Source organism: Bacteroidota bacterium, from assembly GCA_016720935.1.
In the GTDB taxonomy this organism is placed as follows: Bacteria; Bacteroidota; Bacteroidia; order AKYH767-A; family 2013-40CM-41-45; genus JADKJP01.
The window spans coordinates 1,424,164-1,450,144 of record JADKJP010000006.1 but is presented as its reverse complement, the minus strand read 5'-3'; the positions used below and the strand labels follow the sequence as shown (position 1 = coordinate 1,450,144).

General features: G+C 41.6%; 20 protein-coding genes. 11 read left to right on the top strand and 9 right to left on the bottom strand.

Annotated elements, in window-relative coordinates; genetic code table 11:
* Positions 1-23: 23 nt before the first annotated feature.
* The 4 genes from IPP86_14135 to IPP86_14120 all read left to right on the top strand — a co-directional run bounded on the left by IPP86_14135 (position 24) and on the right by IPP86_14120 (position 5,360).
* The gene (locus IPP86_14135; protein MBL0139650.1) at positions 24-2,990 is read left to right on the top strand and encodes a serine hydrolase; all 2,967 of its coding nucleotides are present in this window, start codon (positions 24-26) and stop codon (positions 2,988-2,990) included.
* 85 nt (positions 2,991-3,075) lie between these two features.
* A complete protein-coding gene (gene bshA, locus IPP86_14130; GenBank protein ID MBL0139649.1) occupies positions 3,076-4,206 on the top strand; it encodes an N-acetyl-alpha-D-glucosaminyl L-malate synthase BshA in 1,131 nt (376 codons plus the stop codon).
* Positions 4,207-4,222: 16 nt separating this feature from the next.
* On the top strand, positions 4,223-4,768 hold the full coding sequence (locus tag IPP86_14125; GenBank protein MBL0139648.1) for a CopD family protein: 546 nt from the start codon (positions 4,223-4,225) through the stop codon (positions 4,766-4,768).
* A gap of 133 nt (positions 4,769-4,901) precedes the next feature.
* Entirely contained in the window at positions 4,902-5,360 is a 459-nt protein-coding gene (locus IPP86_14120) for a VOC family protein (protein ID MBL0139647.1), read from the top strand.
* A 69-nt stretch (positions 5,361-5,429) separates the two neighbouring features.
* Here IPP86_14120 and IPP86_14115 read toward each other — a convergent pair whose 3' ends face one another.
* The 5 genes from IPP86_14115 to IPP86_14095 form a co-directional block, all read right to left on the bottom strand.
* Entirely contained in the window at positions 5,430-5,774 is a 345-nt protein-coding gene (locus IPP86_14115) for a translation initiation factor (protein ID MBL0139646.1), read from the bottom strand.
* Between the two features lie 24 nt (positions 5,775-5,798).
* Positions 5,799-6,176, bottom strand: coding sequence for a diacylglycerol kinase family protein (locus IPP86_14110; protein ID MBL0139645.1), 378 nt, complete (start codon positions 6,174-6,176; stop codon positions 5,799-5,801).
* A gap of 3 nt (positions 6,177-6,179) precedes the next feature.
* Positions 6,180-7,070 (bottom strand): diacylglycerol kinase family lipid kinase, encoded by an 891-nt coding sequence (locus IPP86_14105; protein MBL0139644.1) that lies wholly within the window; start codon positions 7,068-7,070, stop codon positions 6,180-6,182.
* Positions 7,070-8,983, bottom strand: a complete 1,914-nt coding sequence (locus IPP86_14100) for an LTA synthase family protein (protein ID MBL0139643.1) — start codon at positions 8,981-8,983, stop codon at positions 7,070-7,072. The genes IPP86_14105 and IPP86_14100 overlap by 1 nt, the downstream gene beginning before the upstream one ends.
* A 79-nt stretch (positions 8,984-9,062) precedes the next feature.
* On the bottom strand, positions 9,063-9,761 hold the full coding sequence (locus IPP86_14095) for a DUF5011 domain-containing protein (protein ID MBL0139642.1): 699 nt from the start codon (positions 9,759-9,761) through the stop codon (positions 9,063-9,065).
* A gap of 56 nt (positions 9,762-9,817) precedes the next feature.
* Here IPP86_14095 and IPP86_14090 point away from each other — a divergent pair, with 56 nt between their 5' ends.
* The 3 genes from IPP86_14090 (at position 9,818) to IPP86_14080 (ending at position 12,886) form a co-directional block, all read left to right on the top strand.
* The gene (locus IPP86_14090) at positions 9,818-10,231 is read left to right on the top strand and encodes a hypothetical protein (protein MBL0139641.1); all 414 of its coding nucleotides are present in this window, start codon (positions 9,818-9,820) and stop codon (positions 10,229-10,231) included.
* A gap of 167 nt (positions 10,232-10,398) precedes the next feature.
* The gene (locus tag IPP86_14085; GenBank protein ID MBL0139640.1) at positions 10,399-10,626 is read left to right on the top strand and encodes a hypothetical protein; all 228 of its coding nucleotides are present in this window, start codon (positions 10,399-10,401) and stop codon (positions 10,624-10,626) included.
* Positions 10,627-10,906: 280 nt separating this feature from the next.
* Entirely contained in the window at positions 10,907-12,886 is a 1,980-nt protein-coding gene (locus tag IPP86_14080) for a dehydrogenase E1 component subunit alpha/beta (GenBank protein ID MBL0139639.1), read from the top strand.
* Positions 12,887-12,889: 3 nt separating this feature from the next.
* On the opposite strand, the gene IPP86_14075 is transcribed toward IPP86_14080, so the two are convergent.
* The 4 genes from IPP86_14075 to IPP86_14060 form a co-directional block, all read right to left on the bottom strand.
* The gene (locus IPP86_14075) at positions 12,890-15,229 is read right to left on the bottom strand and encodes a patatin-like phospholipase family protein (GenBank protein MBL0139638.1); all 2,340 of its coding nucleotides are present in this window, start codon (positions 15,227-15,229) and stop codon (positions 12,890-12,892) included.
* A gap of 101 nt (positions 15,230-15,330) precedes the next feature.
* Positions 15,331-16,983, bottom strand: coding sequence for a glutamate formimidoyltransferase (gene ftcD / locus IPP86_14070; GenBank protein ID MBL0139637.1), 1,653 nt, complete (start codon positions 16,981-16,983; stop codon positions 15,331-15,333).
* Between the two features lie 33 nt (positions 16,984-17,016).
* Positions 17,017-17,526 (bottom strand): hypothetical protein, encoded by a 510-nt coding sequence (locus IPP86_14065; GenBank protein MBL0139636.1) that lies wholly within the window; start codon positions 17,524-17,526, stop codon positions 17,017-17,019.
* A gap of 87 nt (positions 17,527-17,613) precedes the next feature.
* Positions 17,614-18,879 (bottom strand): imidazolonepropionase, encoded by a 1,266-nt coding sequence (locus IPP86_14060; GenBank protein ID MBL0139635.1) that lies wholly within the window; start codon positions 18,877-18,879, stop codon positions 17,614-17,616.
* A 27-nt stretch (positions 18,880-18,906) separates the two neighbouring features.
* On the opposite strand from IPP86_14060, the gene IPP86_14055 reads away from it, so the two are divergent.
* From IPP86_14055 to IPP86_14040, 4 genes are all read left to right on the top strand, one after another.
* Entirely contained in the window at positions 18,907-20,076 is a 1,170-nt protein-coding gene (locus IPP86_14055) for a geranylgeranyl reductase family protein (protein ID MBL0139634.1), read from the top strand.
* A 117-nt stretch (positions 20,077-20,193) separates the two neighbouring features.
* Entirely contained in the window at positions 20,194-21,303 is a 1,110-nt protein-coding gene (gene aroC, locus IPP86_14050) for a chorismate synthase (GenBank protein MBL0139633.1), read from the top strand.
* Positions 21,304-21,344: 41 nt separating this feature from the next.
* Entirely contained in the window at positions 21,345-24,017 is a 2,673-nt protein-coding gene (locus IPP86_14045) for a membrane assembly protein AsmA (protein MBL0139632.1), read from the top strand.
* 10 nt (positions 24,018-24,027) lie between these two features.
* Positions 24,028-25,968, top strand: coding sequence for an OmpA family protein (locus tag IPP86_14040; protein MBL0139631.1), 1,941 nt, complete (start codon positions 24,028-24,030; stop codon positions 25,966-25,968).
* The last annotated feature ends 13 nt before the right edge of the window (positions 25,969-25,981 follow it).

Sequence of the window (25,981 nt, the reverse complement as noted above, 5' to 3'; positions counted from 1 at the left end):
GCGTCTAAATTTGCAAACACTCCATGTTCCATCCATTCTCATATAATATTCTCCGGTTACCGGTTTTTCTTTTGATGTTCGCGATTAGCGCCATCAATCAGAGTTTTGCTTCTGATCCTGTAAAACTTCCACCTTTCTATACGGAGGAGGCAGGGAAGTGGGCAGATTCGGTATTGGCAACGCTCAGTCCCGGAGAAAGAATTTCACAACTCATCATGGTTGCTGCATGGAGTAACAAGGATTCCGTGCACATCAAAGAAATCCGGAAGTTGATCCAGGATCACGGTATTGGCGGGCTGATCTTTTTTCAGGGAGGACCCATACGGGAAGCTTTGCTGACAAATGACTACCAATCCATTTCAAAAATTCCGCTCATGATTGGAATGGATGGAGAATGGGGACTGTCTATGCGTCTCGACAGTACGGTTCGTTTTCCAAGACAAATGACTTTATCTGCAATGCCATCAGATTCGCTGATTTATACAATGGGTGCTGAAATAGCGAGGGAATGCAAACGAATCGGGATCCATATCAACTTTGCGCCTGACGCGGATATCAACGACAACCCACTCAATCCTGTTATCGGGAGCAGATCCTTTGGTGATGATAGGGAAGAAGTGACACGCAGAGCTATGCTCTATATGAAAGGCATGCAGGACAATGGTGTTCTTGCCAATGGAAAACATTTTCCCGGTCATGGCAATGCGGAAAGTGATTCTCACCTGACTTTACCTTTGATTTCACAAACGCGTTCGGAACTCGATTCGGTTGAATTGTATCCATTCCGAAAATTGATTGATGAGGGATTGGCATCTGTGATGGTTGCCCATCTGAATGTTCCTGCATTAGACAGCACCCCGAATCTTCCATCAACACTTTCAAAACCCATCGTTACTGATTTACTGTCATCCAAAATGGGTTTCAAAGGTCTGATTTTCACTGATGCGTTGAATATGAAAGGTGTCAGCAGCTGTTATCAGCCGGGCATTCTGGATAAAAAAGCGATTCTTGCAGGGAATGATATTTTACTCTATACAGAAGATGTCCGCAAAGCAATTGATGAGATTCTATTGTCGGTTCAGAATGGTGAAATTTCTCAGGAAGAAATTGACCGGAGAACCAGGAAATTACTGATGGCAAAGTACTGGTGCGGACTTAACAAGAAACCAGTTATTGACACTACGAATCTTTATAAAGATCTGAACCCACCTTCAGCATTAAACCTGCAACGAAAATTATACGAACAATCCATTACAGTTATCAGAAATCGTGATTCAATTTTACCTCTTCGTTCACTGGATTCATTACGTATAGCTTCTGTTGTCATTGGTGATGTTAAAGACAATGCATTTCAAAAGCAGTTGAAATTGTATGGTCGGATCGACACTTATGCAGAAGAAAAAGACGCTCCGGTTTCCATTTTTGATGCTTTGTTTAAGTTTCTCGAAAATTATGACATCGTCATTTTGAGTCTGCACGGAACCAGTATGAAAGCTGCAAATAATTTTGCGATTCCTGAAGCCGCTCAGATGTTTATTGATAAAGTGATTGCCGCTTATCCAACAGTATTTGTGAATTTTGGAAATGCCTATACATTTTCACGTTTCCAAAACACTGACTCCGCTAAAGCCGTTGTTTTGGCTTATGAAGATTTTCCGATGACACATGAAATGGCTGCACAGGTTGTTATGGGAGGGTTCAGCAGCTCCGGAAAATTACCTGTGAATAGCACTGCAAGATATACCAGGAGCCTTGGACAAAATACTTCCCGTGCGATCCGACTGAAGTACACCCTTCCGGAAGATGCCGGTATGTCGTCTGAAAAATTAAGCAGAATTGATTCCATTGTAAATAATGCAATCCTTGCCGGTGCTTTTCCGGGTTGCCAGGTTCTTGTCGCAAAAGATCAGAAAGTAGTTTATTCGAAATCTTTCGGAACAAGGACCTATAAAGACACAACAAAAGTCCGAAACTCTGATTTGTTCGATGTTGCATCAGTAACAAAAATCGTTGCAACGGCACTCGGTACCATGAAATTATTTGATGATGGTAAAATCAATTTGAATCAACCACTTTCAAAATATCTTCCTGCCTTAAAGACTACGAACAAAAGAAGTTTGACCATCAAAGAGGTCATGGCTCATCAGGCTGGATTACAATCCTGGCAGCCATTCTGGAAGCAGACAGTGAAAGATAATAGCCTGATGTCATCCATCTATCAGAAAACACGATCGACGGATTTCTCATTGAGGGTTGCGGATAGTATTTATATGAAAAAAGCATATGCCGACAGCCTCCTGAAATGGATTTACAAATCACCTTTGAATGAAAGAGGAAAATATGTGTATAGCGATTTTGGTCCGATTCTATTAAAGAACATGGTCGAGAAAGTGAGTAAGGATTCCTTTAGTGTTTATCTTGAAAATAATTTTTACAAACCATTGCAATTATCAAATTCCGGTTTCCTTCCGAGAAAGAAATTTCCTCTTGAAACAATCGTCCCGACAGAAAATGATAAGGAATTCCGACACCAGTTACTGATTGGTGATGTTCATGATCCGGCTGCGGCTATGCAGGGTGGAATTTCGGGAAATGCAGGTTTTTTTAGTAACGCGAATGATCTGGCAGTGATTATGCAAATGTTGCTGAATAAGGGAAATTATGGCGGAAGGCAATTTCTAAAACCGAATACGGTAACGCTTTTTACAAAGCAACAATTTGTTCAGAACAAAAACAGAAGAGGTTTGCTCTTTGACAAACCCGAACCGGATCCGGCCAAATCGAGTCCATGCAGTCCTTCTGCATCCCTTGAATCGTTCGGACATCAGGGTTTTTCCGGTACCTGTGTCTGGGTGGATCCCAAATACAACCTGATCTATATTTTTCTTTCCAACCGCATTCATCCTGAGGCAACCAATGATAAACTGGTGAAAATGAATGTCCGGACGGAAATTCAGCAGACTATTTATGATTCTTTTTTGAAAAAATAGAATCAAATTTCGATGCGCGGTTTCTTTCCTATTTCTATCTTTGGTTTTTACCTGATCAAGCCCGTCAGGTTTTGAATCAAAAAATATGAAAATTGGAATCTTGTGTTACCCGACATTCGGAGGTAGTGGAGTGGTTGCTACCGAACTGGGAAAAGCCCTCGCAGAAAAAGGTCATAAGATTCATTTTATCACCTATAGTCAGCCTGTACGACTGGAACATTTTACCGAAAATGTTTTTTTTCATGAAGTAAGTGTCGCTGATTATCCCTTGTTTGAATTTGCACCGTATGAGACGGCGCTGACAAGCAAACTGGTGGATGTTGCCAGCTTCGAGCATTTGGATCTGGTTCATGTACATTATGCCATTCCTCATGCATCAGTTGCTTATATGGCCAAACAGATTATGGCTGCCCAGGGAGTACATTTGCCATTCATTACCACCTTGCATGGTACAGACATCACCCTTGTTGGAAAAAATGCCAGTTATAATCCTGTGGTCACCTTCGCAATCAATGAAAGTGATGCTGTGACATCTGTCTCAAAGAATCTGATGGAGGATACCTATCAGAATTTTAAAGTGGATAAAGAAATAGAAGTCATCCCCAACTTCATAGATTTGCGACGGTTTAACAAACAACGAAAAGATCATTTCCGCAGAGCCGTAGCACCGGGAAATGAAAAACTGATCATACACGCCTCGAATTTCCGCCCTGTCAAACGTGTGAGTGATGTGATTAAGGTCTTTTCTAAAATTGTTGAGAAGATCCCATCCAAACTTTTGCTCATTGGTGATGGTCCTGACCGCGGGAAGATTGAAAAAGAATGCCGTGAGAGCTCCGCATGTGATCACATCCGCTTTCTTGGAAAGCTGGAAGCCGTGGAAGAAATTTTATCCATCGGTGATTTGTTTATTCTTCCATCAGAAACGGAAAGTTTTGGTCTTGCCGCTCTGGAAGCGATGGCATGCCAGGTTCCGGTCATCTCTACCAATACCGGTGGTATACCGGAACTGAATGTTCAGGGAGTAACCGGTTTTATGAGTAATGTCGGTGATGTTGATGACATGGCCAAAAACGCGATCTATGTTTTGGAAGATGAAGAACGCCTGCTCAAATTCAAACACCAGGCTTTGGAACACGCGAAGACATTCGACATTAAAAGAATTATGCCTGTGTACGAACGTTTGTATGAAAAAGTAATTGCCCGTAAACACTGAATATAATCAAACGAATATGAATTTTCTCTATCTCAAAGCTCTCCACATTATTTTTGTGGTCACATGGTTTGCCGGACTGTTTTATATTGTAAGGATATTTGTTTACCACAGCGAAGCTGCAGGGAAAACTGAACCGGAACGAAGCATTCTGATGAATCATTTTAAAAAAGCCGCCAGACCTTTATGGTACGGAATTACATGGCCTTCTGCAATCTTAACTTATATTTTCGGAACGTGGATGATTGTCCAGGTTTATCCCTGGCCGATGCCGTCCTGGCTTTTGCTCAAACTGGGATTTGTACTCGCTCTGACATTGTATCATTTGCAATGTGGAATCATGTTCCGCCGCTTTCAAAAAGATGAGATTCGTTACAGTGGTTTCAAACTCCGTCTCTGGAATGAAGTCGCTACGATTATTCTTGTATCTGTTGTATTTATTGTAGTGCTCAGAGATACCACCAATTGGTTATACGGACTTGTAGGATTATTAATTTTTTCCGGATTACTCCTTGTCGCGATCAATGTTTACAAAAAGGTGAGGGAGAAATCTGAGAAAAGCTGAGTAAATGCATTTTGTTTGTGTCTATTGAACAGATTAATTTTCTGTTACCCCTAAATTATTTGCCATGAAAAAGACAATTCTCTTCACCCTTGCGCTAGCTGCATCTTTTTTCTTTGGGTTTGCATTCAAGTCGATGACTTCAAACACCTCCGCGGAAAATAAAAATTTAAAGAGAGTGACCGGTATTGGTGGCATATTTTTTAAGTGCAAAGACCCGGGTAAAATGCGCGAATGGTATAAAGCCCATTTGGGTTTGGTTACAAATCAATATGGTACTGTATTCGAATGGAGACAGGCGACAGATTCATCGAAGAAAGGTTTTTTACAATGGAGCCCATTCTCAGAGAAGACAAAATACTTTGAACCTTCTACAAAGGAGTTTATGATCAATTACCGGGTTGCAAATCTGGAAGCGCTTGTTGATTCTCTCAAAAAAGAAGGAGTGAATGTGACTGACACCATCGAGGCATTTGATTATGGTAAATTCGTACACATCATGGATATCGAAGGAAATAAAATTGAACTCTGGGAACCTAATGATATAGAATATGAAAAGATGGGTGTTCAAATGGGATGCGAAACGACGAAATGATTTTTTTAGAAGAAGATATTTATCACATAAAATTTTCTGTCAGAAGGTAAATCAATGAGGAAGGATTGTTCAGCCGCCTGATTTTTTTGCTTTATAACCCGCAGCCAGTAATAGAGCGAGGATTCTGTCGCGGTGGTCACCCTGAATCAGGATTTCTCCATCCTTAACAGCACCGCCCACACCACATTTGGATTTCAATTCACGTCCGAGTTTTTCAAGATCCTCGTCCTTGCCGGTGAACCCGGTAATGAGCGTAACCGCTTTACCGCCACGGTTCTTTTTATCCAGTTGTACTTTTAACTCCTGTTTATCCGGAGGAAGAGTAACAAGGCCACTGACAGGTTTTACCTGGTACTGAAAATCAGGATTTGTTGAATATACAACGCCACTTTGTGGTTTTGATTTTTTTGACATGATCTTGGAATTTTCAGGATAAAATCAGGAATTGAACTGTTGCAGTATTTTGGGTAAGAAAATAATCAGACCGATAATAGCGGACATGATCGAAGCAATTAATACAGCGGCTGCTGCGACATCTTTAGCCAGACCTGCTTTTTCCTGAATTTGCGGGGAAGCTATATCAACTGTTACTTCCAGAGATGTGTTTAATAGTTCAGCAACAATAACAGAACCGATGCAGAATAAAATGATACACCATTCTACAGGAGACAGCTGAAAATAAAACGCGCAGATGATCACGAGTATAGTCATGATACCATGAATTTTCATGTTGAACTGACTGCGAAATGCGGCTGCCAATCCTGTTAATGCAGGTTTAAAAAAATTGGAAACTGTTTTGGGTTCTTTCGAATTCATCTTTTATAGTTCCTTTGGTAAGACCCATACATCCAGGGATAAAGGGACAACTTTCACTTCAATTGTATCCTGCAACACAACAGGTTCTCCATCGATATGTCCCTTCAGTATTCCGGAATTGATGATCCTGATGGATTTTCCTCGTTTTCCGGAAAAATATCTGGAACGATGCAGGCTATTGTTCATCATTCTGTAAATCAAATGCGGAGCCATGAGAAATGGGAATTTTTTCATCATGGAAATATCCAGCCATCCGTCTTTCACATCAGCGAACGGCGCGATTACCGCGTTGTTTCCAAATTGTGAAGAGTTAGCAATGGTGAGTAGGAAACAATCCGCTTCAAAATTGTCACCATCAATATCCAAATTAAATTTTCGGGAAGGATATTTGTAGAATTCTGTAAGCACAAGTTTTACATAAGTTGAATATCCCCGTGTGCCCGCCTCCGCGAAGAGGTGAGCAATGTGAGCATCAAATCCCAATCCGAAAGTACCCGCGCAAAACATGGAGTTTACTGTTGCTGTATCGATGCGTTCCGCTTTTCCACGGTTGATCACATGCAAGGCTTTTTTGAAATCAACAGGAATATTCAGATGACGAGCCATTCCGTTTCCTGATCCTGTAGGAATGATACCAAGAGCGGTATTCGAACCGACTAGTCCGGCACCTGCTTCATTCACGGAACCATCACCACCAACAGTGACCACCAGTCCATCTCCACGCAATGCAGCTTCACGGCTTAATTCAGTGGCATGTTTTGGATATTGAGTATAAATGATTTCGGGTACATAACGGGCAGGATCGATTCCGGATTGTATCCAATCCGCGAAATGTTCCTTGTGCATTGCACCGGACTTTGGATTAATGATAAAACGGATTTTTTTCTGAGACATTATTTACCTGACTTGAGGGCATCCATTTTGTTCATCACCATGGCATGGTTGAACTGCTGGATAATGGCTTTTAATTTCTGTTGCATTTGCAATCCGATAACCGTATCAGAAGTGATCCGATTGGTGGAGAGCGAGCTGTCTGCTGTAAAATTATACAATTTATTTTCAGAAAGGGTATCCAGCACCAGACTGTAATTCCCTTCGATCAGTTGATAATTTTCATTGATAAAATTGATGGCAAAACCGGTGGATGAGGAATCAAATACACTGGAGCCAAAAGCAAAATAACTTTTATCGTAGTTTAGGTAATCCATGACACTTGGAAGGATATCAATTTGCTGTGTTGTTCGCATGGACCGCCCTTTGAGGGAGCCATCCGGGCGGAAAAACAACAATGGAATGGCGTACATGCCCACACGGTTCTGATAAAACTGTTCTTCACTCAAAGCCGTGTGATCGGCGGTGATGACAAAGAGTGTATTCTGATACCAGGTCTGAGTGGAAGCTGCTTCGAAAAATTTCCGGAGTGAATAATCCGCATAGCGGATACTTTGGTGAATCGGGAGGCTTCCCTTTGCAAATCCGTGTTCGAGGGCTGCAGGAATTTTATAAGGGTGATGAGAAGAAATAGTAAATACAGCGGATAAAAATGGTTGTTTCATTCGGGAACATTCATTCACGACACGGTCGAGAAACGGTTCATCATAGATTCCCCAACTACCGTCAAAATCCGCGTCATTGTTGTATTCTTTGCGTCCAAAATACCTTTTGAATCCTGACATCTTTACGAAATTATCAAAGCCCATGGTGCCATTGGTACCACCATGAAAAAACTCCGTAGTGTAACCTTTGTCATTTAAATTGGAAGCAAGGCTGGTGACAGTATTCCCTGCATAGGCGGATGTGATATAGGGTTCCTGCATCAATGCCGGAATTCCGGAAAGTATGGCAGGAATACCTTCAATCGATCTTTTTCCATTCGCGTAAGCATTTTCAAAAACCAGACTTTGATCCATAAGTGAATCCAGGAATGGAGTGTAGCCGGTCTTCTTGTTCAAATTACCGATATATTCTTTTCCAAAACTCTCAAGAATAATCACCACCACATTCAGAGATCGAAAATCAACAGCAGGTGTTGGATTGTGAATTACAGGAGATATTTGTTCAACTTCTTCAGCGGAGAAATAATGCATTTCCAGAAGTGTGCCTTTTCCATAGGATTTAATCACAGAAAAGGGAGTATTCAAAACAAGCGCGGTGATTTTTCCGCTCCCATATTGTGAAGCTGTGAGTATATTGATCGGTCTGTACTGAAGTCCACCACGGAATCCAGTAAAGACCAGAAAAGCAAAAACAAGATAGGAGAGAGGCTTTATCCAGGGGCGAAAAAAGAAGTTGTTGATACTGTTGCCGGAAGCTGTTTGCAACTTCACTTTTTTATAACAGAACACCAGGAAAGCAACGAGGAGTACAAACAACAAGGCCAGGTACCAGAAATCCAGAATCATCTTTGGTACGGCATTGGTGAAATCCTCGCCAAAACTCATGATCTTAAAAACATCTGCTGTGGCTCGTTTACCAGCAAAGCGAAAGAGAACCAAATCAATGCAATTGAGCAGGAGCAGAGGGATATTTACAAGGTAAAAAACGAATGCTGTGATACGCTGGTACCATTTGGAATAAAAGAAGGAGAAGTGAAAAAAGTGAAGAAAGATGAATAGCAGATTGCAAAGAACTATAGCGGTGATGTCGAAACGGAGTCCGAAGAAGAAGGATAGTACAAGATCTATTGAAGGAGCTTCGTGGAAGTAAGAGAAGTTAATGATGAGAAACAAGAACCTGCTAATGGTGAACAGGAGCATCAAAATAAAAATCCTTTGCAGGAGGAGCAGAAAATTGCTCTTGTTGGTCATGATTGCGAATGTACGAGGTCATGGGAAATAAAAAAAGCTGCCTTGTTCAGACAGCTTTTTTTATCAATTTTAATCTTGATTAGCGAATGTAATAGCTCGTAGAAACATCACTGTTTGCGCCATCATTCCAGCCGAATTTAATTCGGAAAGAAGTAGGGCTAACACCTGAAATCACGAAGCATTCACTTGAAAATACATTTGAGATGTAGGCAGTTACTCCAAGGGACTGACTTGAAGCCACAGAAACGGCAGCACCGGTTGCAGTTCCATTAATAGTAGCCCAAACATTCACTGTATTACCGAAAGCTCCGAAGTTGTTAATTTTCACAAGGTTGTTAACAGTATCAGATACTGTAACGATAGCATTGAACTGACTAACCGGAGAAACAAGACCTGTGTCAACAGAATTATTGTAATTTCCACCGAAAACTTCAGCATCATTTACCACATTTACAACACGGTTAACAGAAGTTGAATTACCGGCTTTATCAGCAACGGTATAAGTAAGTGTATAAGATCCTTTACGGTTCATATCAACTGTACCACTCACGGTAACTGAAGAAGTGATAGTACCATCCTCATCGTCAGTAGCCGAAAATCCTGGTTCAGAATAAGCGGAATTGCCATTTGCAGTAGCCGGAAGAGAAACTGTCATGGTCTGATCACCACTCAGCGTAATGCTTGGTGCGGTTGTGTCTTCATTTTTAGAACAGCCTGTGAGGAAAATCACGCCAAGTGTAAAAAGTCCAATAGAAATGCGGAAGAGTTGTTTTTTCATTTGTTAACTGGTTTTAGTTATATTTATTCGATTTAGTTTTGCAAAAGTACAGAAAAATGCAACATTTACATGTCAAAAAAAGTAATAGTTTTGCAAAGTCTTATCCACAAAAACCAATTAAGAAAATGAAAAAAGTATTCTCTCTTCTTCTTGCTGCAGGAATGGTCGCTTTGATCTCCTGTGGTCCAAGTGCTGAAGAAAAGGCTGCTGCTGAAAAAGCGCGCCAGGACTCTATTAGTGCCGCTATGGAAAAAATTGCTGCTGATTCAATCGCTGCTGTACAGGCTGCTGCTGAACAGGCTCGCCAGGATTCAATCAATGCTGCTATGCAAAAAGCACAGCAGGATTCAATCGACGCTGCCGCTAAAAAGGCTGCAAACAAGCCAAAACCGAAGGCTAAACCGAAAGCAGAAGTAAAAGCTCCGGAAGGTGCTCCAAAAGTAGGCATGAAAAAACCAGGCGCTAAATAATAATTCAGTCGAAAAGGGGGCATTTTGCTCCCTTTTTGCTTTTTTCGGCATTTTCATTCTTTGGGTTTTTAACTTTTTTCTGTTAATTATTTTTAACAGATGGCTTGGTAATTAATAAAAAAGGCCTACTTTTGCGCCCACTAAATTCAACAAACCCTAAAAACAAAATGAAAAAAGTTCTCTCTACCCTGTTAGTTGCTGGTATGTTCGCAGTTGTTGCTTGCGGTCCAAGCGCTGAAGAAAAAGCTGCTCAAGAAAAAGCTGTTCAAGATTCAATTGCAACTGCTGAGCAAGCTGCTAAAGCTGCTGCTGAGCAAGCTGCAATGCAAGATTCTATGAGCGCTGTCGTAGATACTGCTGCTGCTGTTGCTACACCTGAGGGTGAAAAGAAGTAATCCTTCTTTCTCAGAAACAATCTTTAAAGGAGTTCCCAAAAGGAGCTCCTTTTTTATTTTCCTGAATCCTTAACATTTGAAACAGAATCCGCAATGCCACATTTCTCGCAGCCGGCACTGTGTTTCTTTGAAAATTGAAGATATAATCTCCGTCCCAGGAAAAAAAGGGCTGTGGAAAAGACCAACAGGACAACTAACAATTGAATGTCCATATCAAGAGAATTTTGACAAAGATACTCATCGAATTTGAATAATTTTGTCGTCCATTCCAATCTTCATGATGAACTATGATCGTGGTCACCTCAGCAATGAGGAGTTGATCAATATTTATAAAGAAATCCTCAAACCCCGGCTGATTGAGGAGAAAATGCTCGTTTTGCTCCGCCAGGGAAAAATTGCCAAATGGTTTTCCGGAATAGGTCAGGAAGCCATTGCTGTTGGTTGCGGTCTGGCGCTCTCTCCGGAAGAATATATACTTCCCATGCACCGGAATCTTGGCGTTTTCACAACCCGTAAAATTCCATTAAACCGACTCTTTTCACAATGGCAGGGTAAACCCGGCGGTTTTACCAAAGGAAGAGACCGTTCCTTTCATTTCGGAACACAGGAATACAAAATCATCGGAATGATTTCTCATCTGGGGCCTCAACTTGGAGTCGCGGATGGTATTGCACTGGCAAACCTTATCAGGAATGAGAAGAAGGTAACTGCTGTGTTCTCGGGAGACGGCGGTTCGAGTGAAGGGGATTTTCATGAAAGTCTCAATGTGGCAGCAGTCTGGAATTTACCTGTGATCTTCATTATTGAAAATAACGGCTACGGACTTTCAACTCCTTCCAATGAGCAATTCCGGATGAAGCAGTTTATCGATAAAGGCATCGGTTATGGAATGGAAGCCGTTCAAATTGACGGAAACAATATCCTGGAGACATTTCAGACCATTAAACGACTCGCGGAGTCGATTCGATCAAATCCTCGTCCGGTCTTGCTTGAGTGTCTTACATTCAGAATGCGTGGCCATGAGGAAGCTTCAGGAACTAAGTATGTTCCTCAGGAATTATTCGATCTGTGGGGAAAGAAGGATCCGGTGAATAATTATGAGAATTATTTACTTAAAGAAAAGCTTATTGATGAGTCCTTTATTTCATTGATTCGTAAAGAAATAAAGTCAGAGATAGAGAAAAATCTTGAAATCGCTTTTGCAGAGAATAATCCAGTTCCGGACACCACTGTTGAACTGAATGATATATACGATCGCCGGGAAGTGCCCGTGATCCATCCTCAATCCCAAGCCAAATCCGAAAAAAGATACCTGGACGCAATCACAGACGGGATGCGTCAGGCTTTCCGGAAATTTGATAACCTGGTGATCATGGGTCAGGACATTGCCGAATATGGAGGTGTCTTCAAGGCCACTCAGGGATTTGTAGAAGAATTTGGAAAAGCAAGGGTCAGAAATACTCCGCTTTGTGAATCCGCTATCGTCGGTGCTGCACAAGGGCTTGCCATCAATGGTATGAAAGCAATTGTAGAAATGCAGTTCGCCGATTTCGTAACCTGCGGATTCAACCAGATCATCAACAATCTCGCAAAGACTCATTACCGCTGGGGTCAGAATGTGGATGTCGTCGTGCGGATGCCCACAGGCGCAGGAGTGAATGCAGGTCCTTTTCATTCCCAATCGAATGAAGCCTGGTTCACGCATACTCCCGGTTTAAAAGTGGTTTATCCGGCCTTTCCTGCAGATGCAAAAGGCTTGATCATTTCCGCTATCGAAGACCCGAATCCGGTCATGTTTTTTGAACACAAAGCGCTTTACAGGAGTATTACCGGAGATGTGCCTGACGATTACTATACAACTGAAATCGGGAAAGCAAGTCTTGTCAGAGAAGGGACTCAAGTGAGTATAATTTCCTATGGACTTGGAGTACATTGGGCACTTGACTATCTGAAGGAACACCCAGAGATTTCTGCCGACCTGATCGATCTTCGAAGTCTGTTGCCCTGGGATAAAAACGCGGTGCTCGCTTCTGTAAAGAAAACCGGAAGAGCCATCATACTCCATGAAGATACCATCACCGGTGGGCTGGGAGGAGAAATAGCCGCTGAAATCGCTGAACACGCGTTCGAATTTCTCGATGCACCATTGATCCGCAGTGCGAGTCTGGATACACCGGTTCCCATGAATCTTGAACTTGAACTTAATTTTTTACCCAAGAAAAGATTCGGTGAACAATTACAGGCTCTTTTGAAATACTGATATTTACTGGTTCTCGCTTGACTCCATTGTGGAATCAGCATGTTCCACAAGGAGTGGAGTAGCATTCATTTTGTTTTCTCTGGAAAGCAGACCCAGTAATTTGTCCATTGCGCTGAGGTTGTCCTTCAGATTTACGGAGTTCTCAACGAGTCGTTTCTCTCTTGTGGTCAAATGCCAGGAAAGTGAAATGTCCTGTTCTTTTGTCGGTAATTCAAAAATGACAAAATCAAAAGGAGCATGAAACCAGGATTTCGCGTATTCATACGCTTCATCCTGGTTGTAATCCTGAATGGTCAAGAGATTCCCATAAATATTTCCAAGAGGCGTAATAATATTTTCAAGAAAAGTCATGCGGGGTTTTTCCTCAATCGGTCGAGCTTTATGGGAGTCGCGGACATCCACGAAAATAACTCCGCTGGTATTTTCCTCAATCCATTTACGAAATACATAAAGGAATTTTAACGAAGTCTTCAGACCTGTATTGTCACGTATTCCCGCATCCATAACCTGGATTTGAGGATGACTTGGAAGCGTTACAGCCGGAAGAATATAAGGGAAGGTCGCATTCATTCTCAATACTGAAGTAAATTTGATGTTGTCGGCAGCTTGTTCTCTGAACAATTGACGGAACTCAATTTCATCGATGGTGGGTTCAAACTGGAATGAAGAATCTTTTACGTGACTTGCGAGGTAACTGATGGGTTGTGGAGAAATCATCAGCCGTCGACCGTCGTTGACAATGGTAGGAGAAAAAACCATCATTGGAATCAGACCGGTAGCTTCCGGTTGTCTGTAGGAGGTAAGCCTTTTATTCAGTACTGAACCTGTATTTTCATTCAATTGTTTTTCGAATGCATAAGCACGATCCTTTGAGAACCTTGTATTGCCATCCTGGAACTTCTGAATATTAAAGAAAAGATCACTCACCGTGACGCTGTAGGCAACAGGGTTCAGGAGATCTTTACCAATGTTGCTGATGCTTTTTTTGGAATTGAATTTTTTCAGTAGTCCGAGTCGCTGTTGCAATAGTAATTCCCTGTAATAAGCTGCTCCGATCATTCCTCCGGAGGCTCCTGTGATCAATTGTGTGGACTTGGAGAATTCGTTATTGGTAAGACTATCGGATACCTGCATAATCCGAAAGGCCCAAATGGATGCTCGCAAACCACCACCGGAGCAATTCACAAAGATCATTTTAGGCTTCTCCCGGTCTGTAATGAATTTCTCCTTCCAGCGTTCAAGAATTTTTAGGGTACTGTCGTAATCAGCCTGCACCGTAATCGCATCGTCCAGAGAATTGAAACGGCTGATGCTGTAGGTTGCGTGATTCTTTGTGTATTCCATCCCGTATGCTTTGTTATCAGGGTAGAAGATACCCAGACGAGACAAAGCATTGATAACAATGATTAGTAAAATGAAAACCGAACCTGCCCAGGCTTTTAACCAGAAACGAAAAGCGCTGCTGAGCATGATGAACATGGAAAAGATCAGCAATACACTTGCTCCCGCCGGAATCTGGAAGAAGGAATAGTCCTTAAACAAGCCCATGATGATAAACAAGCCAAAGACGATGATCTCGACAATTGCAGCGTTGAGGTGGTTCTGACGAAAAACAGATTCCACCATTTCACGTGTATAATGGCCGGTTTGACGCACCAACTTCACTTTTGAGAATGTGCTTAGATATGTATCAACCCGCCAGACTTTATCGTATGTTTTCTTCCTTGCACTGAAGAGTTTTCTTTTGGGTTTGAATTCTTTCATTTCCAGGAGATGTTCCGCGACCGGTGCATTTGGATCAGCATCGGAAGTTTCGACTCCGAACATGTGAACAATGTCTTTGTTCGAATGAAAGAAATAGGTGAGGGTGACCATGATAATAAGGGTCATCCCGGTGATAAAGCCAAGAAGGTGTACCAATACTGTCCAGATACTCTGGTACTCATTATTCAGCTGGAAATAGAAAATGTTTCCCAGATAGGTGAGTACAAAAAGAGAAGGGACAATAAAATTGTTGATGGTGTATTTTAAAAATGGTCTTCCTAATGTCGCGATGAATGGGAAACGGAATCCATTGACGATGTAACTGGAAATATTGTAAACCATTACAAAACTTCCGGTGGCAAATCCCATGATGAAAAAGGAAGTAAAGCCAACTGTCCCCATGTATTCAGGGTCAAGGAACAGAAAGGGGATACCGAAGGTTTTTGAAGTGCTGTTGGTGATCCAACCGAATAGAATCACCCAATACAATAACAAGATGTGGTTTTTCTTTAGCAGAACGACCACAAGTTGTATCGGGAAGGAAAAAAATAAACGGTTAAATGCTTTTCTCGACCACATGCTCCATAAGAATCACCTTCACTGGTATTAAGCGCAGGACCAGTGATCCTTTAATATAATTGATACTACGAAAAAAGTCAATAAATGTTTGACTTTCCGTCTCATTTGATTTTTGTATCAACAATCTGCATGATCTCTTTTTCTGCAACTATGGTCTTGTCAACTATCAGCTGTCCGTCTTTGAGGATTTTTTCCACAAAAGCCTTGTCTTTCAGGCCGGAAGAATTGATTCGAACGTTGAGAAAAGCCCCGAAAACAGCTGAACGGGCACACAAACCGCCTACGCCGGCATCTGTGACGGAATTTGGATTCCCTTTTTCCGCCATAGCTTTAATCACTTCCATGGAAGCATAACAAAGTTCCATGACTTTGTAAGGTATTTCTGTCGCATAACGTGTAGCGGACTCTATGGCTTCCGACCTGATCTTTTTCTCCTCGTCATTACTTTTTGGGAGCCCGAAAGCGGCCATAATTTTGTTGAAAGAACGAGTATCCTCATCCACCAGTTTCATCAGGGCGGATTTCAATGCTTGTCCTTTTTCAGCCCATTCAGAGAACTCTTCCCATTGATCATCCCAGCCTTTTTTGTGTGAGCTGAGGTTGGCAACCATTGTTCCAAGCGATACACCCAATGCTCCAACATAAGCGGAGATAGAGCCACCTCCGGGAGCGGGAGATTCAGAAGCTGTTTCGTTCGCGAAATCAATCAGCGACATTTTTACAAGCTTTTCTTCGGCAGGATCTTTCAATAGGTATTCAATGATTCTTTCTTCCGGCTTGAAAGGGCCCAGTTCATCCAGTCCCATTGATTTCACCGCGATTTTGATCAGTTCCTGTTCAGAGACTCCGGTTGAACGTTGTTGTTTCTTCAGAAAATAAGCGCCGGCATCCAGCATCGCTTTAAGAGGAATCAGGCCGACGAGCTCCGAACCTGTAACACGCATACCACGATGATAGGCACTTTTCACACATTCATCAAAGGCGATGTGAACCGGAGTTATGGAAATGTTGGTAAGGTTCATGCTCACCTGTGCGATACCGTATTCATCGATAAACCATCCGATCGCCTTGACTGACTTGCAGGTCCCGGGCTGTACAATTTCTTCGCCCTTATCATTTTTTATTTTACGTCCGTTCTCACGTACATCAAAAGCAACAGAATTGGCGCGTCTGACAGAAGTAGTGTTCAGATTTACATTGTAAGCAACCAGAAAATCACGGGCACCAATCACTGTGGCTCCGCTACCAACCGGAAATTCAGCAGGTCCGAAATCAGGTTTCCATTCCGGCTCCTTGATTTTTTTTGCGAAGCCTTCATATTCTCCTGCACGAATGACGGAAAGGTTTTTACGGGCCGGATTGGATTGAGCGGATTCATACAGGTACACCGGAATGCTTAGTTCCTTCCCAACTTTTTCCGCAAGTTGCTTTGCATAAACAACTGTTTCTTCCATTGAAATTCCACTGATCGGAATAAGAGGACAAACATCCGTAGCACCCATTCGGGGATGTTCGCCTTTGTGTTTGCGCATGTCAATCAATTCGGCAGCTTTTCGTATTGCACGGAACGCGGCTTCAATGACCGGTCCGGGTTCGCCAACAAATGTTACAACAGTACGGTTTGTCGCTTTTCCCGGATCAACATTCAGTAAACGGACGCCTTCAACACTTTCAACCTGATCAGTGATCTGACGGATAATATTCAGATCTCTTCCTTCGCTAAAATTCGGAACACATTCGATTAGTTGCTTCATTGTATGATCTTATCTTTTAAAATAAATAGTATTTTAAGGCATTAAACGAACTTTCGCACGACGCATGATCAGTTCCTGTGATTTTGGCAAACTGTCTACAATTCCCTCCAGGTTGACAACCAAAACTTCATCACCTTCCAGAGTATAGCGAATGATCTGTGGAAAATCATGCATCATATTTTTACAAACAAATCCGGAGTCGGACATGGAAACAATTCTGAACCAAACCGGTTGTCCGTCATTTTGATTGGGAACGGTTGCGATATAACTCACCGAGTCATTATCGAGCTGGATACTCAGTTTCTCCCGGAAAATAGTATCGCCTTTGATAATTTCAAAACCTTCTCCATACAATAGTGAGTCATCACCGATGATCCAGTTTTCCTGGAGTGCATCTGTTTTTACTCTGTTTTCCCAATTCCCTTTAAGCCATGAAATGGATTGAATTTTAGGATGGATAACATTGTTCTTCTGAGCTTGGTCCGGTTTACAGGCATTCAGGATCAATAGAAAAATGACAACTATGGCAAGATTAATTTTCATATTGGGATTATTCATGAATGACATAGAAATTCAACTTTAAATTATACTCAAATGCAAATTGATTCGACCCGAATCAATTCTGATATTTTACTCATCGAAACTATGAATCATGCCGTTGAGGACAATTGTTCGAATCAGATTTTGTCCGAAATAATAAGGAAGGAAAGCATACGAAGGAATAGGAGGTGTGATGAATAGATTTGCTTTCTTTCCAACAGCAATTGAGCCGTGTGAATTACTCAATCCAATTGCCGCGGCGGAGTTAATAGTCGCAGCATTGATTGCTTCTTCCGGTGTCATTCGGTAAAGAATACAAGCCAGGGAAACCATTTGATTCATATTCCCGCTTGGACAGCTTCCGGGGTTGAAATCGCTTGACAAGGCAACGGGCAAATTACTCTCGATCATTTTCCGGGCAGGAGGATTTTGAAGCCCAAGAAAGAGTTGTGCTCCCGGAAGTAAAACGGGGATGACTTTTGAATTCTGCAGCAGGCGAATATCATTCTCACTCGCGAACTCAAGATGATCGACACTGATCGCGTCACATTCGACACCTGCTTCAATACCGCCACTGTGGCTCAGTTGCTCTGCATGTATTTTTGCCTGCATTCCATTTTTGGATGCAGCTTTGAGAATTTTAAATGTTTCTGCTTTTGTAAAATAGTTTCTTTCACAAAATACATCGCAATAATCCGCCAGACCTTCATCCCTGATTTGAGGCATGATGGTATTGATCAGTAAGTCGATGTACCCTTCTTTATTGTTTTTGTATTCCAATGGCAATGCGTGTGCACCAAGAAATGTCGCTTTGATTTCAATTGGAGAAAGTGCTTTTAATTCACGGATGACTCTCAGCATTTTCAATTCGCTGTCCAGACTCAAACCATAGCCGCTTTTTATTTCAACGGCACCTGTTCCCATTTTTACAATTTCATTCAGACGGAGACTGGCATTTTCCAGAAGCTCTTCTTCTGAAGCTTGTCGTAATCGATTAGCGGAATTCAAAATACCACCGCCTCGCAATGCTATTTCTTCATAGCTAAGTCCTTTAATTCTGTCGACAAATTCTCCCTCACGACTACCTGCGTAGACCATGTGTGTATGCGCATCAATCCAGGAAGGAAATACACATCCACCTGCAGCATCCAATTCATCAATATCAGGAGAAAACTCCCGGACTTTTGCATGAATTTCAGGAGTGTAAACACCGAATTCATGTATAAGTCCTTGTCTGATCCAAATGTATCCGTTCTGAATACAATTTAACTGCGACATATCAGCTCCCCGACGGAAGAGCACAGGATTTTGTTCAGTCTGAACAACGCTGGAAATGTTAAAAATGAATAGACTCACGAAGAATTCTATAGTTTAGCCAACGAAATTAATAATAATCCTATCAACTCTTCCACCAGCTTCTTTGATCTTATCATTATCGGTTCAGGACCGGCGGGAACATCCTGCGCTCTGGCCTTGAAAAACAGTGGATTAAAAATCGCACTGATCGATAAATCGGTTTTTCCCAGAGATAAAGTATGTGGTGACGCAATTGGCGGACGTGTCAAACGAGTACTCAAACAAATAGATCCTCAGTTACTTTCAGATTGGGAAGCTTTTCCGTCAAAAAATATTTCTAAAGGATGGAAACTTGTAGCACCCAACGGTAAACAAGCCTCCGTTTTCTTTAGCAATCATGGCTATGTTGCTACACGTATGGATTTTGACAATTTTTTGTTTCAACAAGTGAGGACAAAAATTGATGTTGAAACCATTCAGGGAGATAAGGTTGTTCGCGTTGTCAATCAGGGCGACCGTGTTGAAGTTTTCACAGAGAGCGGAAAGGTACTGTTAGCGGATGTGGTCGTTGGATGTGACGGTGCTCATTCGGTTGTTGCGAAGCAGCTTGCCGGTTTTAAGGTAGACCTGAAACATTATTCAGGAGCAGTGAGGTCCTATTATCAAAATATTTCCGGGATCGAGGATCCCAACTTGATTGAGATTTTCCTGCTTGAAAATTATTTACCCGGATATTTCTGGATTTTTCCCCTTACTGAAAACTCAGCTAATGTGGGTTTTGGGATGCTATCGGAAGACATCAGCAAACGAAAAATCGATCTAAAAGAAGCGTTTAAAAACATCATTAACACATCACCGGAGCTAAAGGCAAGATTTGAAAGTGCAAAACAGGTTGGTGATATCGAAGGATTCGGTTTACCTCTCGGTGGAAAAAAACGTCCGCTGTCCGGTGCCAGGTTTTTATTGTGTGGAGATGCTGCTTCTCTCATAGACCCATTGAATGGTGAAGGAATTGGTAATGCTATGTTAAGTGGAGTTTTAGCCGCGGAGTATATTCAAAAAGCATTTCAGCAAAAAGACTTTTCAGCCGAGAATTTATCACAATATGACAAAGCGGTTTACAAAAAACTGCATGGAGAATTGAATAAAAAATGGTGGATGCAAAAGATTTTCAACCGCCCCTGGCTTATCAATGGTTTGGTCAACCTGAGCATTTCCAATCCGGCGTTGAAAAACTGGATAGGTAAAAAGCTATGATTGTGGACTTCGTGTAAGCTGCTTTATCACAGATACTGGTTTACAATCAACATCTCCTCGTTAATTTCTATATGCTCAGAGTGCCTGTTCAGCTGCGCTTTTACCTACCTTCACAACATGGCAGGAAATTCTATTGGAACACTTTTTAAACTCACCACTTTCGGAGAGTCCCATGGTACAGCGATAGGAGGAATTCTGGATGGCTGTCCGGCCGGTTTGACGCTTGACCTTGAATCCATTCGAAAAGAAATGGCAAGAAGAAAACCCGGACAATCAGCAATCACGAGTCCCCGTCAGGAAACTGACGAATTCGAAATTCTTTCCGGCGTCTTTGAAGGTCAAACACTTGGGACTCCAATCGCATTTATGATCCGTAATCAGGATTACAAACCATCAGATTATGAAAATGTGAAGAATTCTTTCAGACCATCTCATGCTGATTTTACTTATCATGTAAAATACGGTCACAGGGATTATCGGGGAGGAGGTCGCTCTTCAGCGAGGGAAACAGCTGCCAGAGTTTTCGCCGGTGCCATCGCGAAACAAATTTTAAACAAAATTGGAACACAAATTTTCGCATTTGTCTCACAAGTTGGACCTCTCAAAACGTCCATTTCTTATTCTGACATTGATTTCTCCAAAATAGAATCTTCAATCGTTCGTTGTCCGGATGAAACTGCCTCGGTGCAAATGATTGAATACATCGAAAAATTAAAATCTGAAGGTGATACAACCGGAGGAATTGTCAGTTGTATGATTAAAAATGTACCTGCCGGATTGGGTGAACCTGTCTTCGATAAGTTTCAGGCGGATCTTGCAAAAGCATGCATGAGTATTAACGCCGCACACGGTTTTGATTATGGCAGTGGTTTTGGTGGAGTGGAAATGAAGGGATCTGAACACAACGATTCATTTGTCAAAGATGCGGATGGTTCAATTGTCACAGCCGGCAATCATTCCGGTGGAATACAGGGCGGCATTACCAACGGGATGGATGTTTATTTCCGTGTGGCTTTCAAACCTGTTTCAACCTTATTAAAGTCGCAAAAAACATTGAACGAAAAAGGTGAAGAAACCGTTCTTGAAATGAAAGGTCGTCATGATCCTTGTGTTGTGCCAAGAGCGGTTCCTATTGTTGAATCAATGGCCGCATTAGTGTTAATGGATCATTTTTTAAGAAATAAAAATTCAAAGCTCAGTGATCTGATTGCCTCAATACAGGCATGATGGGAATTATTTTTATTAATCAATCATAATACTACATATCAATGAAAAAAGCACTCAAATGGATAGGCATTTTCCTGCTCGTCGTCATCGTCTTCCTTGTGGCAGCGCCTTTCCTTTTTAAAGACAAAATTGTTTCCAAAATAAAAGAGGAAACCAATAAGAACCTGAACGCGAAGGTTGATTTCGGAGATTTTGATCTTTCTCTATTCCGCAGTTTCCCTGATTTCTCTTTACGCCTGAATGAGCTGAAGGTAATCAATGTTGAACCTTTCGCCGGCGATACGCTCATTTATACAAAACAACTGGACCTTACTGTTGATCTCATGAGTGTGATTAAAGGAGGAGAAATAAAGATCAAGTCGGTTGATCTGAACTCTGCAATCATGAATTTCCTTGTGGACAAGGACGGAAAAGCCAATTGGGACATCGCCAAGCCATCTACCGGTCCTGAAACAGCTTCTGAACCTTCAAGCTTTAAAGCGAATCTGAAACATTATGCGATTTCAAATAGCAGAATCATCTATGACGATAAAAGTTTGGGATTCTATCTGAAGCTGGATGGAGTGAACCATAGTGGAAAAGGGGATTTCACACAGGATTTATTTGTGTTGAGTACAAATACAGAAGCATCCAATGTTGACATGGCGTATGGTGGATTGAATTACATCTCTAAAGCCAAAGCGACTATTGCCGCGGATCTGGATATGGACATGAAGAATTTTAAATTCACCTTCAAAGACAATAAAATTCATCTCAACGAATTGGATCTGGGAGTTAATGGTTGGGTAGCCATGCCTGATACCAATATTGATATGGATCTGAAATTTGCAGCAGCTCAATCCGAATTCAGAAATTTTATCTCCATGATACCAGCGGTGTATTCTCCGCAGTTTAAAGATTTGAAATCATCCGGTAAGATGTCTCTTTCCGGATTCATTAAAGGAAGATACAATGCTTTGTCGATGCCCGGCTTTGGGTTGACTCTGAATATTGACAACGGGATGTTTCAGTATCCATCCTTACCTGCAGCGGTTAAAAACGTTTTTGTGGATTTGAATGTGACAAATCCTGACGGAGTGCCGGATCATACTTTTATCAATCTTTCCAAATTGCATGTGGAAATGGCCGGTGATCCATTTGACGCGAAGCTGATTCTGAAAACTCCGGTAAGTGATCCGGATCTGGATGCATTCTTTAAAGGCAAAATTATTCTCGATAATATCGGGAAATTGGTTCCTCTTGAACAGGGAACAGCTTTAACCGGAATTATCACCGCGGATCTGAGCGCGAAAGGAAAACTCTCTGCTGTAGAACAAAAGAAATTTGATCAATTCTATGCTTCCGGAAATCTCGGTATCAGTGGAATGAAATATTCATCCGCTTCCATGAAGCAGGCCTTAATTATCAATACGCTTCAACTGGCTTTCAATCCTCAGATCGTTTCTATGTCGGCACTGAATGCAAAACTTGGAAAAAGCGATTTCGCGGCAACCGGTTCACTTGAGAATTTCCTGCCTTATGCTTTGAAAGGTGAGACCATCAAGGGAAATCTGAAGCTGACATCCACCACTATCGACCTGAATGAAATGATGGGTAGCGAAAGCAGCACTGCTTCAACTACAGCAGATACATCAAAAATGTCCGTTGTAGAAATTCCCGGCAATATTGATTTTTCTCTGAATGCAAATATTGGTACTCTGGCTTATCAGAATTTCACTATGAAGAATATCAGCGGTGGAATTGTTATCCGTGACAAAGCCATTCGTATGAACGATGTCATGATGCAAATGATGGATGGTAGCCTCAAACTGAATGGCGGTTATTCATCAGCTGATCTTAAAAAACCGGCTATCGACTTTGGACTGGCTGTGAAAGATTGGGACATCCAAAAAACAGTAACAACTTTCAATACTGTAGAAAAAATGGCACCAATTGCCAAAAATACGAGTGGAAAGTTTTCTGTTGACATGACTGTTGCCGGTTTGCTTGATCAGCAAATGAGTCCGGTTGTCAACTCTCTCAATGGCGGTGGGAAATTGAATACTTCTAAAATCGTTGTGCAGAATTTCCCGGCTTTTAACAAGATAGCTGATGTATTGAAAATGCCATCCTGGAAGAAACTGGATATTCCGGGAATGAACCCATCATTCAAATTTATGAATGGCAGAGTTTATGTGGATCCATTTGATGTTAGCCTCAATGGATTTAAGAGTAAGATTGGAGGTTCCAATGGTTTCGATCAGACCATCGATTACACCGTTTATTCTGACATACCCCGTGCTTCATTTGGAGGTGCTGCAAATGCTGCTCTCGATAATTTGTTGTCAGCAGCAAATAGTAAAGGAGTAAATCTAAGTGTAGGTGACATGATTCCGGTCAATATTAAGATTGGTGGAACGGTGACTGATCCGAAAATTTCTACTGACCTGAATAAACAAGGTGCAAAAGCAATGGATGACTTAAAGGCAGCTGCCAAAGCTGAATTTGATAAAAAGAAAGCTGAAGCTGAAGCGAAAGTCAGGGAGGAAGCAGATAAAGTGAAAGCGCAGGCACAAGCCAAACTCGATGCTGAAAAAGCCAAAGCCACCGCGGAAGCTGATCGCATCAAGAAAGAAGCAGAAGCTAAAGCAAAAGCCAAAGCTGATAGTATTAAAAAAGCAGCCGAACAGAAAGCAAAAGATGAATTGAAAAATTTGAATCCTTTTAAAAAGTAGATTTCGTGTGATGAGAAAAAATGTGCGTTGGAATCGTGTCATTTGGTTGATGGTACTGAGTTGTTTTTTATTTCCCGGGATTGCAAATGCCCAGGAAGGAGCATGTCCGAAATCGCAGAATAAGAAAGCTGTGAAATACTATGAGGATGCAGCCGGTTTGTTCAAATCCAGAAAATATGGTGAAGCAGCCGATATGATCAGCAAAGCTATTGATGCTGATCCCGAGTTCGCGGATGCTTATCTTTTGCAAGGAAATATCAGCCTGAAAAAGAAGGATGATAAAACCATGGAGCAGAGTTTTAAAAAAGTAATAGAACTTTGTCCTGACCTGGATCCTGAAATGTATTTTCAATTGGGTTGGTTGTATTTCGATGTCAAAAAATGGAAAGAGACAGAAACTTATCTCAAGAAATTTTTGTCCTTTGATCGAATCAATGAAGATCATGGCACCAAGGCGGAGAAAATGCTGATAAAGGCAAAATTGTATGCACATCCGGTTCCGTTTGATCCGAAACCTGTTCACGATTTATCAACGCGTGATCCGGAATACCTCCCGTATATTTCTCCCGATAATGAACTTGCGTTTTTCACCAGGCGTTTTGAACAGAAGGAGAGAAACATGTTGACGCCACAAAGTGTGGAGAAGTTCATGATCGCGCATGTGAAATCACCCGGTGTTTATGATGCCGGTGTACCGATGGATGAGCCCTTCAACAAAAGCAGCAGCAACAACGAAGGTGGCGCGTCAATTACTATTGATAACAAGCATCTTTTTTTTACGGTTAATACAAAAGGGAATTTCGATATCTGTACATCTGACTTTGTTGACGGACACTGGTCTGAAATAAAGAATCTTGGACCTTCGGTAAATGATCCGATGCAATGGGATTCTCAACCGAGTATTTCTTCGGATGGAAAGACTTTGTATTTCGCGTCAGCCAGAGATTCACTCTCCGGAATTGATATTTATTACACAACACGTCGCGAGGATGGAACCTGGACAAGAGCTGTGAAACTTGGTCCTGCCATCAATACCAACGGGAATGAGAAATCGCCTTTCTTGCACAGCGATAGCAGAAGTTTGTATTTCAGTTCTGACAGTCTTCCAGGATTAGGTGGTTATGATATTTATATGAGTAAAATGGATGACAAAGGACACTGGGGAACGCCAATCAACCTTGGATATCCAATCAACACTGAATCCGATGAAGTTGGTTTTTTTGTGAGCACGGATGGTAAGTCAGGATATTTTGCATCCAATAAATTAAATGGTGGTGGAGCTGGCTATGACATTTATTCTTTTGATTTATATCCGGATATGCGTCCAAACAAAGTGTATTTTCAGAAGGGTGATATGAACGGAAGCAAAAATGAAGAAATTGTAAAAGCGACCATCGAAATCAAAGATGCCTCTACAAAGAAAATTCAGAAAATTGATGTCGATTCTGTGACAGGAGAATATGCTTTCGTGGTTAACTTTGATCATGATTTATTGTTATCGATCAAGAAGGAAGGATATGCTTTCGAATCTCAATACATATCAACGAGAGATACGGAGAACCTTCAACCTGTAAAAAGAGATATCGAATTAAAGAAACTGGAAGTAGGAGGGCAGTACACGATTAATGACATTCTGTTCAGCACCAATTCATATGAATTGAATGATACCATTAAAACCGTACTGGATGAATTTTCGGAATACATGAAATTAAATCCGAAGCTGCGTGTTGCTTTGCACGGACATACCGATAACATCGGGAACCCACAGGATAATATGGCTTTATCGGAGAACAGGGCTAAAGCGGTGTTTGATTATCTTGTTTCGAGAGGAATTGAAAAGGGGCGGATGTCTTTTAAAGGTTTTGGTGAAACCAAGCCGATTACTTCCAATGCGACAGAAGCCGGGAAAGCCAGGAACAGAAGAACGGTATTTGTAGTGACTTCTAAATAGACAATAAATTTTA

Excerpts from the sequence above, each read along its gene's own strand:
- IPP86_14135 (MBL0139650.1), top strand. The coding sequence starts at position 24 with ATGTTCCATCCATTCTCATATAATATTCTCCGGTTACCGGTTTTTCTT.
- bshA (MBL0139649.1), top strand. The coding sequence starts at position 3,076 with ATGAAAATTGGAATCTTGTGTTACCCGACATTCGGAGGTAGTGGAGTG.
- IPP86_14125 (MBL0139648.1), top strand. The coding sequence starts at position 4,223 with ATGAATTTTCTCTATCTCAAAGCTCTCCACATTATTTTTGTGGTCACA.
- IPP86_14120 (MBL0139647.1), top strand. The coding sequence starts at position 4,902 with ATGACTTCAAACACCTCCGCGGAAAATAAAAATTTAAAGAGAGTGACC.
- IPP86_14115 (MBL0139646.1), bottom strand. The coding sequence starts at position 5,774 with ATGTCAAAAAAATCAAAACCACAAAGTGGCGTTGTATATTCAACAAAT.
- IPP86_14110 (MBL0139645.1), bottom strand. The coding sequence starts at position 6,176 with ATGAATTCGAAAGAACCCAAAACAGTTTCCAATTTTTTTAAACCTGCA.
- IPP86_14105 (MBL0139644.1), bottom strand. The coding sequence starts at position 7,070 with ATGTCTCAGAAAAAAATCCGTTTTATCATTAATCCAAAGTCCGGTGCA.
- IPP86_14100 (MBL0139643.1), bottom strand. The coding sequence starts at position 8,983 with ATGACCAACAAGAGCAATTTTCTGCTCCTCCTGCAAAGGATTTTTATT.
- IPP86_14095 (MBL0139642.1), bottom strand. The coding sequence starts at position 9,761 with ATGAAAAAACAACTCTTCCGCATTTCTATTGGACTTTTTACACTTGGC.
- IPP86_14090 (MBL0139641.1), top strand. The coding sequence starts at position 9,818 with ATGCAACATTTACATGTCAAAAAAAGTAATAGTTTTGCAAAGTCTTAT.
- IPP86_14085 (MBL0139640.1), top strand. The coding sequence starts at position 10,399 with ATGAAAAAAGTTCTCTCTACCCTGTTAGTTGCTGGTATGTTCGCAGTT.
- IPP86_14080 (MBL0139639.1), top strand. The coding sequence starts at position 10,907 with ATGAACTATGATCGTGGTCACCTCAGCAATGAGGAGTTGATCAATATT.
- IPP86_14075 (MBL0139638.1), bottom strand. The coding sequence starts at position 15,229 with ATGTGGTCGAGAAAAGCATTTAACCGTTTATTTTTTTCCTTCCCGATA.
- ftcD (MBL0139637.1), bottom strand. The coding sequence starts at position 16,983 with ATGAAGCAACTAATCGAATGTGTTCCGAATTTTAGCGAAGGAAGAGAT.
- IPP86_14065 (MBL0139636.1), bottom strand. The coding sequence starts at position 17,526 with ATGAAAATTAATCTTGCCATAGTTGTCATTTTTCTATTGATCCTGAAT.
- aroC (MBL0139633.1), top strand. The coding sequence starts at position 20,194 with ATGGCAGGAAATTCTATTGGAACACTTTTTAAACTCACCACTTTCGGA.
- IPP86_14045 (MBL0139632.1), top strand. The coding sequence starts at position 21,345 with ATGAAAAAAGCACTCAAATGGATAGGCATTTTCCTGCTCGTCGTCATC.
- IPP86_14040 (MBL0139631.1), top strand. The coding sequence starts at position 24,028 with ATGAGAAAAAATGTGCGTTGGAATCGTGTCATTTGGTTGATGGTACTG.